11 protein-coding genes are annotated in these 12,404 nt (G+C 67.6%); 10 read left to right on the top strand and 1 reads right to left on the bottom strand.

Going from position 1 to position 12,404, the window contains the following annotated elements; genetic code table 11:
* Positions 1-20: 20 nt before the first annotated feature.
* Together ACXMYJ_RS19395 and ACXMYJ_RS19390 are read left to right on the top strand one after the other, a co-directional pair.
* Positions 21-788 (top strand): DUF72 domain-containing protein, encoded by a 768-nt coding sequence (locus tag ACXMYJ_RS19395; RefSeq protein ID WP_443187970.1) that lies wholly within the window; start codon positions 21-23, stop codon positions 786-788.
* Complete coding sequence (locus ACXMYJ_RS19390) at positions 772-1,212, top strand: SRPBCC family protein (protein WP_260756264.1); 441 nt, start codon at positions 772-774, stop codon at positions 1,210-1,212. The genes ACXMYJ_RS19395 and ACXMYJ_RS19390 overlap by 17 nt, the downstream gene beginning before the upstream one ends.
* 200 nt (positions 1,213-1,412) lie before the next feature.
* Here the strand turns inward: ACXMYJ_RS19390 and ACXMYJ_RS19385 are convergent, their stop codons facing one another.
* Positions 1,413-2,099 carry a GntR family transcriptional regulator gene (locus ACXMYJ_RS19385; protein WP_260756265.1) on the bottom strand — a complete coding sequence of 229 codons (687 nt, stop codon included), beginning with the start codon at positions 2,097-2,099 and terminating at the stop codon, positions 1,413-1,415.
* 125 nt (positions 2,100-2,224) lie between these two features.
* Here ACXMYJ_RS19385 and fadD5 point away from each other — a divergent pair, with 125 nt between their 5' ends.
* From fadD5 to ACXMYJ_RS19345, 8 genes are all read left to right on the top strand, one after another.
* Positions 2,225-3,904 carry a fatty-acid--CoA ligase FadD5 gene (fadD5, locus tag ACXMYJ_RS19380; protein WP_460358528.1) on the top strand — a complete coding sequence of 560 codons (1,680 nt, stop codon included), beginning with the start codon at positions 2,225-2,227 and terminating at the stop codon, positions 3,902-3,904.
* Positions 3,905-4,117: 213 nt separating this feature from the next.
* A complete protein-coding gene (locus ACXMYJ_RS19375) occupies positions 4,118-4,915 on the top strand; it encodes an MlaE family ABC transporter permease (protein ID WP_260756267.1) in 798 nt (265 codons plus the stop codon).
* Position 4,916: 1 nt separating this feature from the next.
* On the top strand, positions 4,917-5,789 hold the full coding sequence (locus ACXMYJ_RS19370; RefSeq protein WP_260756268.1) for an MlaE family ABC transporter permease: 873 nt from the start codon (positions 4,917-4,919) through the stop codon (positions 5,787-5,789).
* 4 nt (positions 5,790-5,793) lie between these two features.
* On the top strand, positions 5,794-7,011 hold the full coding sequence (locus ACXMYJ_RS19365; RefSeq protein ID WP_460358525.1) for an MCE family protein: 1,218 nt from the start codon (positions 5,794-5,796) through the stop codon (positions 7,009-7,011).
* Positions 7,008-8,039, top strand: a complete 1,032-nt coding sequence (locus ACXMYJ_RS19360; RefSeq protein WP_460358522.1) for a virulence factor Mce family protein — start codon at positions 7,008-7,010, stop codon at positions 8,037-8,039. Before ACXMYJ_RS19365 ends, ACXMYJ_RS19360 begins: the two co-directional genes overlap by 4 nt.
* Entirely contained in the window at positions 8,036-9,607 is a 1,572-nt protein-coding gene (locus ACXMYJ_RS19355) for a virulence factor Mce family protein (RefSeq protein ID WP_460358519.1), read from the top strand. The genes ACXMYJ_RS19360 and ACXMYJ_RS19355 overlap by 4 nt, the downstream gene beginning before the upstream one ends.
* A gap of 14 nt (positions 9,608-9,621) precedes the next feature.
* Positions 9,622-11,250 carry a virulence factor Mce family protein gene (locus ACXMYJ_RS19350; RefSeq protein WP_460358517.1) on the top strand — a complete coding sequence of 543 codons (1,629 nt, stop codon included), beginning with the start codon at positions 9,622-9,624 and terminating at the stop codon, positions 11,248-11,250.
* A gap of 5 nt (positions 11,251-11,255) precedes the next feature.
* Positions 11,256-12,401 carry a virulence factor Mce family protein gene (locus tag ACXMYJ_RS19345; RefSeq protein ID WP_260756274.1) on the top strand — a complete coding sequence of 382 codons (1,146 nt, stop codon included), beginning with the start codon at positions 11,256-11,258 and terminating at the stop codon, positions 12,399-12,401.
* Positions 12,402-12,404 lie beyond the last annotated feature (3 nt).

Below are 12,404 nucleotides of genomic sequence, written 5' to 3'. Positions count from 1 at the left end.
ATCGCGGGTACCCGGGGCTGGTGACCGTCCGCATCGGCACGTCAGGCTGGGCCTACAACCACTGGCGCAACGTGCTCTACGAATCCGGGCTGCCGACCACGCGGTGGCTTCAGCGGTACGTCGCACACTTCGACACCGTGGAACTCAACGGCAGCTTCTACCGCTGGCCACAGGACGCGCAGTTCACGCGGTGGCGCGATCAGCTGCCGCCGGGCTTCGTGATGGCGGTCAAGGCCGCGCGGGGACTGACCCACGCGCGCCGGCTGCGGTCACCGGAGGTGTGGATCGAACGGCTGGAGCGCGGCTGGCGAGCTCTCGGTGACCGCGCCGGGCCGCTGCTGGTGCAGTTGCATCCCGCGCTGGAGCGTGACGACGCCCGGCTGGAGCACTTCCTTGCCGCGATGCCCGGCCAGATCCCGGTGGCCGTGGAGTTCCGGCACCCCTCGTGGGACGACCCGGCGGTGTACGAACTGCTCGAGAAGCACGACGCGGCCTATGTGGTGATGAGCGGGGCCGGGCTGCCATGCATCCTCAAGGCCACCGCGAGGTTCGTCTACGTGCGCCTTCACGGCCCCGATCCCAACGACATGTACGGCGGTTCCTACAGCCCTGCCGACCTTCGCTGGTGGGCCGAGCGGATCATCGAGTGGGACGCCCAGGGCCGGGACGTGTATGTGTACTTCAACAACGACCTCGGCGGCAACGCGGTGCGCAACGCGTGGGACCTCAAGGCGGAGCTGAGGGGCCGGCCCAACTCGCTATGCTCTGCCGATGCCGTTGGTGAGTAAGACAGTCGAGGTCGCGGCCGCGGCCGAGACGATCATGGCGATCGTCGCGGACTTCGAGAAGTACCCGGAGTGGAACGAGGAGATCAAGGGCTGCTGGGTGCTCGCCCGCTATAACGACGGGCGGCCGAGCCAGCTCCGCCTCGACGTGGTGGTGCAGGGCCAGTCCGGCACGTTCATCACCGCGGTGTACTACCCGGGCGAGAATCAGATCTACACGATGCTGCAGCAGGGTGACCACTTCTCCAAGCAGGAACAGCGGTTCTCGGTGGTGGCCATGGGGCCGACCTCGCTGCTGACCGTCGACCTCGACGTCGAGGTGAAGATGGCCGTCCCCGCCGCGATGGTCAAGAAGGTGATCGCAGACGCGCTCGACTACCTGGCCGGCAACCTGAAGGCGCGCGCCGAACAACTCGCGGCGTCCTAGCCTGCCTGGCCCCACCTGGACCGCGCCACCCGCGGCCACACCTGTCCCATGTTTCCGCTTTTCTCAGAGGTCCACTCGCACTTGTGCTGAGTTTCGCGGAAAGGTGTGACTGATGGGGCGTACGAGGCCACGAGGTCGGCAGGTCCAGGGGGCACAGCGTAGGGAACAGGTGGAGCCGACGCGCCGAACAACGCGCGGCGTCAGCTCCAGAGGCCGACCTGTTCCAGCCATGCGATCAGCCGGTCGAGTCCGTCGGTGAACTGTCCGCGGGTCAGGGCGACGACGGTGTGGACATCCCGCCGGCGCAGGGCCTCGATGAGCTCCGCATGGTTGGCGACGGCCGCCGGCCCCCACGTCTCGTCGGAGGCGAACAGCTGCGGCGGCAGATAACGGGCGGCGTGCAGCAGAAACCACGCCAGCTTGATCCGGCCGCCGGCGCGGTTGAACGCGCGGTGGAACGCGAACTCCGCCGCCGCCACCCGGTCGGCGTCCCGCGATTCGACCGCCGCGGCCAGTCGGTCGTTCAGCCGGGCCAGTTCGTCGATCTGATCGTCGGTGATCCTGCGCGCGGTGGTCGCGGCGAGTTCCTGCGCGATCGTCGACTGCAGCCAGAAGATGTCCTCGATGTCGCGGCGCGACAGCGGCACCACCCGGTGACCCCGGTGCGGCTCCAGCTCGACCATGCCCTCGCCGCGCAGCGTGCGCAGCGCCTCCCGCACCGGGGTGATGCTCACCCCGAGGCGGGCCGCGGTCTCGTCGAGACGGATGAACGTGTCCGGACGCAGCGCACCGGTCATGATCTCGGCGCGCAACCGGGCGGCGACCTGTTCGGAGAGCTGCTCGCGCCGCACCGCACCCGCCCCGGGCGTCCTGGCAGGAGCGTTCATCGCGTCGTCGCCTTTCCGGCCCGTGGGGTCAGCTGTCGGGACAGGTTGTCCTGTCGCCGCCGAGGTCCTAGTGTGACCGGGGCAACAACATGTTTGATCAAATATCAATCTTCCGCAAGTCGTCGATGGAGCAGAGGACGTTGACCGAACCGATCCGACAGCCCGGCCCCGAGACCGAGCAGCCCTACCTGGCACGCCGGCAGAACTGGACCAATCAGCTCGCCCGGCATGCGCTGATGCAGTCCGATCAGCCGGCGTTGCGGTTTCTGGGCCACACCACCACGTGGGCTGAGCTGGACCGCCGGGTCAGCAACCTCGCCGGCGCACTGCATCAGCGCGGCGTCGGTTTCGGCGACCGGGTGCTGATCCTGATGCTGAACCGGACCGAGTTCATCGAGGCGGTCCTGGCCACCAACAAGCTCGGCGCCATCGCCGTGCCGGTGAACTTCCGGATGACGCCGGCCGAGATCGCGTTCCTGGTCTCCGACTGCGAAGCCAAGGCCGTCGTCACCGAAGCCGTGCTCGCCGGTGTCGCGACCGCGGTCCGTGACCTCGATCCGACACTGGCCACGGTGATCAGCGCGGGAGGCGGCACCGGCGACGACATCCTCGACTACGACGACGTGCTGGCCGAGACCGCGCCGTGCCCGGTGGTGGACATTCCGAACGACGCGCCCGCGCTGATCATGTACACCTCCGGCACCACCGGACGGCCCAAGGGTGCGGTGCTCACGCACACCAACCTGACCGGGCAGGTGATGACGCTGCTGTTCACCAATGGCGCCGACATCAACCACGACATCGGCTTCATCGGGGTGCCGTTCTTCCACATCGCGGGGGTTGGCAGCATCGTCTCCGGGCTGCTGCTCGGCAGGCCGACCGTGCTCTACCCGGTCGGCGCGTTCGACCCGAACGAACTGCTCGACGTGCTGGAGGCCGAGAAGGTCACCGGCATCTTCCTGGTGCCTGCGCAGTGGCAGGCGGTGTGCGCCGCGCAGAAAGCCAGGCCGCGCGACCTCAAGCTCCGGTTCCTGTCCTGGGGCGCCGCGCCGGCCTCGGACACCCTGCTGCGGGAAATGGCCCAGACCTTCCCGGGCGCGCAGATCCTGGCCGCCTTCGGCCAGACCGAGATGTCGCCGGTGACCTGCATGCTGCTGGGCGACGACGCGCTGCGCAAACTCGGGTCGGTCGGCCGGGTGATCCCGACGGTGTCCGCGCGGATCGTCGACGAGAACATGAACGACGTGCCCGTCGGGCAGGTCGGCGAGATCGTCTACCGGGCGCCGACGCTGATGGCGGGCTACTGGAACAACCCCAAGGCCACCGCCGAGGCGTTCGCCGGAGGCTGGTTCCACTCCGGTGACCTGGTCCGTCAGGACGAAGAAGGTTACATCTGGGTCGTCGACCGTAAAAAGGACATGATCATCTCCGGCGGCGAGAACATCTACTGCGCGGAAGTCGAGAACGTGCTGGCCGCGCACCCCGACATCGTCGAGGTCGCCGTGATCGGTCGCTCGCACGAGAAGTGGGGTGAGGTTCCCGTTGCTGTGGCGGTGCTGCGGAGTTCGCTGGGAACAACCACGCAGACGAGCCTGACGCTGGCCGATCTGGAAGGGTTCCTCAACGAGCGGCTGGCGCGCTACAAGCACCCGAAGGCCCTAGAGATCATCGATGCGCTTCCGCGCAACCCTGCCGGTAAGGTGCTCAAGACGGAGCTGAGAGCACGCTTCGGCGCGGGCGAATCTGTTGACGCCGGCGAAAGTTCTACTCCGCCAACGATTTCAGCTGCGGCGCAGCGGGATTAGCGGCGGCGAGAACCATTTGCTTACGGATGGAGGGTCAATCCCTCAGATGCGGTACGCGGCGCCCACGCCATCGGGTACAGTCCTGAGACCTGTCTTACTACCGACCGGTAGGGAGACTGTGCTCACAAGATCGGGGACGGGGCTGGAAGGGAGCGTTCGACAGATGCTGCCGGTGCGCTACGCCAGCTGTCAGTGCGTCGCGGGAGCCGCTCGGTGACGACCAGTTCGAACCTGACGGGTTACGTACGCGATCAGGTCAGACCGGGGTTGGAGGCCGTCGGCGGCTTCGTGCGCATGTGCGTGCTCGTCGGAAAGGCCTCGCTGCGGCCGCCGTTCCAGTGGCGGGAGTTCATCCTGCAGAGCTGGTTCCTGATGCGGGTGGCGTTCCTGCCCACGCTGGCGGTGTCGATCCCGCTGACCGTGCTGCTGATCTTCACGCTGAACATCCTGCTCGCCGAGTTCGGCGCGGCCGACGTGTCCGGCGCCGGCGCGGCCATCGGCGCGGTCACGCAGCTGGGACCGCTGGTGACCGTGCTCGTGGTGGCCGGTGCCGGCTCGACCGCGATCTGCGCCGACCTGGGCGCCCGCACGATCCGCGAGGAGATCGACGCGCTCGAGGTGCTCGGCATCGACCCGATCCACCGGCTCGTGGTGCCCCGCGTGATCGCGTCGACGTTCGTCGCGATCCTGCTCAACGGCGCGGTGATCACCGTCGGCCTGGTCGGCGGCTTCATCTTCGGCGTCTACCTGCAGAACGTCTCCGCCGGCGCCTACGTCTCGACGCTGACCCTGATCACCGGCCTGCCCGAGGTGCTCATCTCGATCATCAAAGCCGCCACGTTCGGCCTGATCGCCGGCCTGGTGGGCTGCTACCGCGGGCTGACCGTCGCCGGCGGCGCCAAGGGCGTGGGCACCGCGGTCAACGAGACCCTGGTGCTGTGCGTGATCGCGCTCTTCGCGGTCAACGTCGTGCTGACCACCATCGGTGTCCGATTCGGAACGGGGAGCTGACGTGACGAACACCGCCGCAGTCCTGCGCTCCCGCTTCCCCCGCGGGGTCGCCACTGCCGAGAAACTGGCCGGCGCCCCGGCCCGCGGCCTCGATTCGATGGGCCACGTCGCGGTGTTCGTCATCACCGCGATCGGCTCGATAGGGCACGCGCTGCGCTACTACCGCCGCGAGATGTTGCGGCTGATCGCCGAGATCGGCATGGGCACCGGCGCGATGGCGGTGATCGGTGGCACCGTCGCGATCGTCGGCTTCGTGACGTTGTCGGGCTCGTCGCTGGTCGCGATCCAGGGCTTCGCGTCGCTGGGCAACATCGGGGTGGAGGCGTTCACCGGGTTCTTCGCCGCGCTGATCAACGTGCGCATCGCCGCGCCGGTGGTGGCCGGGCAGGCGCTGGCCGCGACGGTCGGCGCCGGCGCCACCGCGGAACTCGGCGCCATGCGCATCAGCGAGGAGATCGACGCGCTCGAGGTGATGGGCATCAAGTCGATCTCGTACCTGGTGTCGACGCGCATCATGGCCGGCTTCGTCGTCATCATCCCGCTCTACGCGATGGCGATCATCATGTCGTTCCTGTCGGCCCAGGTGACCACGACGGTGTTCTACGGACAGTCCGTCGGTACCTACGAGCACTACTTCCGCACGTTCCTGCGCCCCGACGACGTGTTCTGGTCGTTCATCCAGGCCGTCATCATCTCGGTGATCGTGATGCTCAACCACTGTTACTACGGCTTCTACGCCAGCGGCGGCCCGGTCGGCGTCGGCGAGGCCGTGGGACGGTCGATGCGCGCGTCGCTGGTCGCGATCGTGGTCGTGGTGCTGCTGGCCTCGTTGGCGCTCTACGGCGTCGACCCGAACTTCAACCTGACGGTGTAGCGCGATGACTGCACCCGTGAACACCCGACGTCAGCCGCCGTACAAGCTCGCCGGCGCGATACTGGCACTGCTCGCCGTCATCGCGGTGGTGCTGGTGTACCTGCAGTTCCGCGGCGAGTTCCTGCCCCGCACGCAGCTGACGATGATCTCCGCCCGCTCCGGCCTGTCGATGGACCCGGGCGCGAAGGTCACCTACAACGGCGTCCAGATCGGCCGGGTCGGCAACGTCGACGCCACGACCGTCGACGGGGAGCCCCGCGCCAAGATCCTCCTTGAGGTCGACCCGAAGTACCTCGACCTGATCCCGCGCAACGTCGACGCGAACATCAGCGCCACCACGGTGTTCGGCAACAAGTACGTGTCGTTCACGACGCCGCCGAACCCGCAGTCGGAACGGATCTCGCCGTCCGACGTCATCGACGTCACGTCGGTGACGACCGAGTTCAACACCCTGTTCGAGACCGTCGTCGAGGTGGCCGGCCAGGTCGATCCGATCAAGCTGAACCAGACGCTGACCGCGACCGCGCAGGCTCTCGACGGGCTCGGCGACCGGTTCGGCCAGTCGATCGTCAACGGCAACGAGATCCTCGCCGACATCAATCCGCAGATGCCGCAGATCCGCCGCGACAACCAGCTGCTGGCCGACCTCGGCGAGGTCTACGCCGATGCCGCACCGGACCTGTTCGACGGCCTGCAGAACGCGGTGACCACCGCCCGCACCCTCAACGCGCAGCGCGGTGACGTCGACCAGGCACTGATGGCCGCCGTCGGATTCGGCAACACCGGCGGCGACGTCTTCGAGCGCAGCGCGCCGTTCCTGGTCCGCGGCGCCGCGGACCTGGTGCCGACCTCGGCGCTGCTGGACAAGTACAGCCCGTCGTTCTTCTGCATGTTCCGCAACTATCACGACGTCGAACCGAAGATCAGCGCTGCGCTGGGCGGCAACGGCTACTCGCTGAAGACGCACTCGCAGATCCTGGGTCTGGGTGCGGGCAACGCGTACGTCTATCCGGATAACCTGCCCCGCGTCAACGCCAAGGGCGGTCCGGGCGGACGGCCGGGCTGCTGGCAGCCCATCACCCGGGACCTGTGGCCGGCGCCGTTCCTGGTGCTCGACACCGGCGCGTCGATCGCCCCCTACAACCACATGGAACTCGGCCAACCGCTGCTCACCGAGTACGTCTGGGGACGCCAAGTCGGGGAGCACACGATCAACCCATGAAAATCACCGGTACAGCGATCAAACTCGGCGCCTTCTCGCTGGTGCTGCTCATGTTCACCGCGATCATCATCTTGGTCTTCGGCCAGATGCGCTTCGACCGCACCACCGGCTACTCGGCGGTCTTCTCCAGCGCCAGCGGTCTGCGGCCCGGGCAGTTCGTCCGCGCCTCGGGCGTTGAAGTCGGCAAGGTCAAGGGTGTCGAGCTGATCGAGAACGGCTCCAAGGTCAAGGTCGACTTCAGCGTGGACCGGTCTCTGGAGCTGTTCGACGAGACCAGGGCCTCGATCCGGTACCTGAACCTGATCGGCGACCGTTATCTGGAGCTGTCACGCGGTGAGAGCAACACCAGAATGGCTGCGGGCGGGACGATCCCGATCGAGCGGACCCAGCCGGCGCTCGATCTGGATGCGCTGATCGGCGGCTTCCGCCCGGTGTTCCAGTCCCTGGAGCCGGAGAAGGTCAACACCATCGCGCAGTCGATCATCACGGTCTTCCAAGGGCAGGGCGGCACCATCAACGACATCCTCGACCAGACGGCGTCGCTGACCGCGGCGCTGGCCGACCGGGACCAGGCCATCGGCGAGGTGATCAACAACCTCAACACGGTGCTGGACACCACGGTGCGCCACCAGCAGGAATTCGACGACACGGTGAAGAACTTCGAGGTGCTCATCACCGGACTGAAGAACCGTGCGGATCCGATCGCCGGCTCGGTGGCCGACATCAGCGACGCCGCCGGCACGATCAGCGACCTGCTGGCCGACAACCGGCCGCTGCTGCAGAGCACGGTCAGCAAGCTGGAGATCCTGAACCAGCCCCTGGTCGACCAGCGCGACCAGCTCAACGACCTGCTGGTGCAGATCCCCGACGCGCTGGCCATCATCGGCCGGTCGGGCGGTGTGTACGGTGACTTCTTCAACTTCTACGCCTGCGATGTGACCTTGAAGCTCAACGGATTACAGCCGGGCGGGCCGGTCCGCACGGTGAAGGTCTGGAGCCAGCCCTCGGGTAGGTGCACGCCGAAATGAGAGTCCTGGAGGGTTCCAACCGCATCCGCGGCGGGTTGATGGGCATCATCATCCTGGTCATCGTCATCGGCGTGGGTCAGAGCTTCGCGAGCGTGCCGATGCTGTTCGCCACACCCACCTACTACGCCGAGTTCACCGACACCGGTGGCATCAACACCGGCGACAAGGTCAGGATCGCCGGTGTGGACGTCGGCACGGTGCGCTCACTGGAGATCGACGGCGACCGGGTGCGGATCGGCTACAACCTGGGCGGGACCGAGATCGGTACCGAGAGCCGGGCGGCCATCCGCACCGACACGATCCTGGGCCGGCGCAACCTGGAGATCGAGCCGCGTGGGTCAGAGCCGTTGCGCGCCAACGATGTACTGCCGGTCGGGCAGACCACCACGCCGTACCAGATCTACGACGCGTTCTTCGACGTGAGCAACAACACCGCCGGCTGGGACACCGAGACGGTCCGCGATTCACTGAACGTGCTGTCTGAGACCATCGACCAGACCTATCCGCACCTGAGCGCGGCGCTCGACGGGGTGGCCCGGTTCTCCGACACGATCGGCAAGCGCGACGACCAGATCAAGCAGTTGCTGGCCAGCGCCAACAAGGTGGCCGGGGTCCTCGGCAACCGCAGCGAACAGATCAACCAGCTGTTCGTCAACGGGCAGACACTGCTGGCCGCGATCAACGAGCGCAACTACGCGGTGAGCCGGCTGCTCGAAAACGTCGACACGTTCTCGGCCCAGGTGAAGGGCTTCATCGACGACAACCCGAACCTCAACCGTGTGCTCGAGCAGCTGCGGGTGATCACCGACGTGCTGGCCGAGCGCAAGCTCGACCTCGCCGACACGCTGTCGTCGCTGTCGAAGTTCATGGTGTCGCTAGGTGAGGCGCTCGCCTCGGGCCCGTACTTCAAGGTCATGCTGGTCAACCTGGCGCCGTACTGGATCCTGCAGCCGTTCGTCGACGCCGCGTTCAAGAAGCGCGGAATCGACCCGCAGGAGTTCTGGCGCAACGCCGGCCTGCCCGCGTTCCGGTTCCCCGACCCCAACGGTGTCGGTTTCGAGAACGGCGCCCCGCCGCCCGCCCCGACGCCGATCGAGGGAACCCCGGAGAACCCGGGGCCGGCGGTGCCGCCGGGATCCCCGTGCTCGTACACCCCGCCCGCCGACGGCCTGCCGACACCGGGCAACCCGCTGCCGTGCGCGGGTCTGACCCAGGGGCCGTACGGTCCGGTGCCCGGCGGGTACCCACCGCCGAACGTCGCCACGTCGGAACCGAACATCCATGGGCCGCAACCGTCTCCGGGTGTTCCGGCCGCGGCGATCCCCGGCCAGCTGTCCCCCGACGTCCCGGGGGTGCGGCCTCCGCTGCCGCCCGCGCCGCCGGGGGCACGCACCGTGCCGCTGGAACCGCAGCCGTCGCCGCCGGACTTCACCCCCGGCATCGCGCCGCTGCCGCCGGCCCTGACCGGACCGCCGCCACCACCCGGGCCCGGCCCGGCTCCCGCCCCCGCGGGCCAGCCGGTGCTGCCAGGTAATCCGCCGTTCCTCCCACCGGGATCGCAAGGGTAGGGGGTCGAGAAACGATGTCGACAGTCTTCAACGTCCGAAACCTCAAGGGACCCGCAGCGGCCCGCACGTTCATCATCGGCGCGATCGTGATCGTCCTCGTCGTCGTCCTGGCGATCCTCGGCTGGAACCTGTACAAGAAGGCGACTACCAAGACCGCGATCGCGTACTTCACCCAGACGCTGGCGATCTATCCCGGTGACAAGGTCCAGATCATGGGCGTGCAGGTCGGGACGATCGACAAGATCGAGCCCGCCGGCGACAAGATGAAGGTCACCTTCCACTACGAGAACAAGTACAAGGTGCCCCAGGATGCGACCGCGTCGATCCTGAACCCGAGCCTGGTGGCGTCGCGCACGATCCAGCTGTCCCCGCCCTACACCGGCGGCCCGGTGCTCGAAGACGGCGCCGTGCTCGACCTCGACCGCACCCAGGTGCCGGTCGAGTACGACGATCTGCGCGACTCGATCAGCAGGTTGCTGACTGATCTGGGCCCGACCCCCCAACAGCCGAAGGGCCCGTTCGGCGACATCATCGAGTCGGCGGCCGACGGCTTCGCCGGCAAGGGTGAACAGCTGAACAAGACCCTGAACAACCTGTCGGAGGCGCTGTTCGCGCTCAACGAGGGCCGCGGGGACTTCTTCAGCGTGATCAAGAGCCTGGCGATGTTCGTCAACGCGCTGCATCGCAGCGATCAGCAGTTCGTCGCGCTGAACAACGACCTCGCGCAGTTCACCAGCGCGTTCACCGACACCGACCGCGAGGTGGCCAACGCGCTGCAGGATCTGAACGAATTGCTCACCACCACAAGGAATTTCGTCAACGAGAACGGTGAGGTGCTGGCGCACGACGTGCAGAACCTGGCCGATGTGACCAACGCGATCCTGCAGCCCGAGCCGCGTGACGGCTTGGAGACCGCGCTGCACGCGTACCCGAACGTGGCCGCGAACCTGATGAACATCTCATCGCCGAACGCCGGCGGCATCGTGACCTTGCCGGTGATCTCGAACTTCGCCAACCCGATGCAGTTCCTGTGCAGCGCGATCCAGGCGGGCAGCAGGCTGGGCTACCAGGATTCGGCGGAGCTGTGCGCGCAGTACCTCGGGCCGATCCTCGACTCGATCAAGTTCAACTACCTGCCGTTCGGCGCGAATCAGCTGCAGACGGCGATGACGCTGCCCAAGCAGATCGCCTACTCCGAGGAGCGACTGCGCCCGCCGCCGGGATACAAGGACACCACCGTGCCGGGCATCTTCTCGCGCGACACCTTGTTCTCGCACGGCAACCACGAGCCCGGCTGGATCGTCGCTCCCGGCATGCAGGGCGTCGAGGTGCAGCCGTTCACCAAGAACATGCTGACCCCGGAGTCGCTCGCCGAGCTGATGGGCGGCCCGGACATCGTGCCGCCGCCGGCTCCGCCGGCGTTCGGCACCACCCGCGGCGGCAACCTGCCCGGCCCGCCGAACGCGTTCGACCAAAACAACCCGCTGCCGCCGCCGTGGTACCCGCAGCCCGGCCCGCCGCCGGCGCCCGCACCCGGTGTCGTCCCGGGCAATCCGGCTCCGGTGAGCGCCCCGGCCGCGCCGGCGGCGCCCGCGCCCGCAGCGCCGTCCGGTCCGCTGTTGCCGGCCGAGGCAGGAGGCTGATCGCGATGAAGAAGTGGACCACACTGGTGCGCCGCTCCGTGGCGCTGTCGGCGGCCGCGCTCGTGCTCACGTCGTGCGGGTCGTGGAAGGGCATCTCGAATGTGCCGTTGCCGGGCGGACCCGGCACCGGTTCGGAGCGCACCACCATCTACGTCCAGATGCCGGACACGCTCGCGCTGAACGTGAACAGCCGGGTGCGGGTGGCCGACGTCTACGTCGGACGGGTGCGTTCCATCGAGCTGCGGAACTGGGTCGCCACCCTGACCTTGGATCTGGAGCCGAACATCGCGCTGCCGAAGAACACGCTGGCCAAGATCGGACAGACCAGCCTGCTCGGTTCCCAGCACGTTCAGCTGGACCTGCCGCCGGACCCGTCGCCGCGCAAGCTCGAGACCGGCGACACGATCCCGCTGCAGAACGCGTCGGCGTTCCCGACCACCGAGCGGGTGCTGGCCAGCATCGCGTCGATCCTGACCGGCGGTGGGGTGGCGAACCTGGAGACGATCCAGACCGAGGTCTACAACGTGCTCAACGGCCGAGCCGATGAGATCAGGACCTTCCTCGGCCAGCTCGACACGTTCACCGCCGAGCTGAACCAGCAGCGCGCGGACATCACGCGGGCCATCGACTCGACGAACCGGCTGCTGTCGATCGTCGCCCAGCGCAACGAGACCCTCGACGCGGTGCTGACCGAGTTCCCGCCGCTGATCCAGCATTTCGCGGAGACCCGGGATCTGTTCGCCGACGCCGTCGAATCGCTCGGCCGCATCAGCAACGCCGCCGTAGACACGCTCGAGCCGGCCAACGACGACATCAGGACCAATCTGGCCAACCTGCAGCGGCCGCTGCGCGAGCTGGGCAAGTCCGGGCCGTACCTGCTCGGCGCGCTGAAGGTGTTCCTCACCGCGCCCTACAGCATCGAGAACGTGCCCAAGGCGATCCGCGGCGACTACATCAACGTGTCGCTGATGGTCGATCTGACGTTGTCGGCGATCGACAACGGGTTCTTCTCCGGCACCGGCGTCTCGGGCATGCTGCGCGCGCTGGAGCAGGCGTGGGGTCGTGACCCGAACACGATGATCCCGGATGTGCGCTTCACACCGAACCCGAACTCGGCGCCGAACGGGCCTCTCATCGAGAGGAGTGAGTGAGCG

Source organism: Mycobacterium sp. ZZG, from assembly GCF_054786995.1.
Note: the sequence above shows the minus strand (reverse complement) of the source record. Positions and strands in the feature narration are given on the sequence as shown.

Bases quoted from the DNA above. Each gene is read 5' to 3' on its own strand.
- ACXMYJ_RS19385 (WP_260756265.1), bottom strand. From the start codon at position 2,099: ATGAACGCTCCTGCCAGGACGCCCGGGGCGGGTGCGGTGCGGCGCGAG.
- ACXMYJ_RS19365 (WP_460358525.1), top strand. From the start codon at position 5,794: ATGACTGCACCCGTGAACACCCGACGTCAGCCGCCGTACAAGCTCGCC.
- ACXMYJ_RS19360 (WP_460358522.1), top strand. From the start codon at position 7,008: ATGAAAATCACCGGTACAGCGATCAAACTCGGCGCCTTCTCGCTGGTG.
- ACXMYJ_RS19350 (WP_460358517.1), top strand. From the start codon at position 9,622: ATGTCGACAGTCTTCAACGTCCGAAACCTCAAGGGACCCGCAGCGGCC.
- fadD5 (WP_460358528.1), top strand. From the start codon at position 2,225: ATGGAGCAGAGGACGTTGACCGAACCGATCCGACAGCCCGGCCCCGAG.
- ACXMYJ_RS19390 (WP_260756264.1), top strand. From the start codon at position 772: ATGCCGTTGGTGAGTAAGACAGTCGAGGTCGCGGCCGCGGCCGAGACG.
- ACXMYJ_RS19355 (WP_460358519.1), top strand. From the start codon at position 8,036: ATGAGAGTCCTGGAGGGTTCCAACCGCATCCGCGGCGGGTTGATGGGC.
- ACXMYJ_RS19345 (WP_260756274.1), top strand. From the start codon at position 11,256: ATGAAGAAGTGGACCACACTGGTGCGCCGCTCCGTGGCGCTGTCGGCG.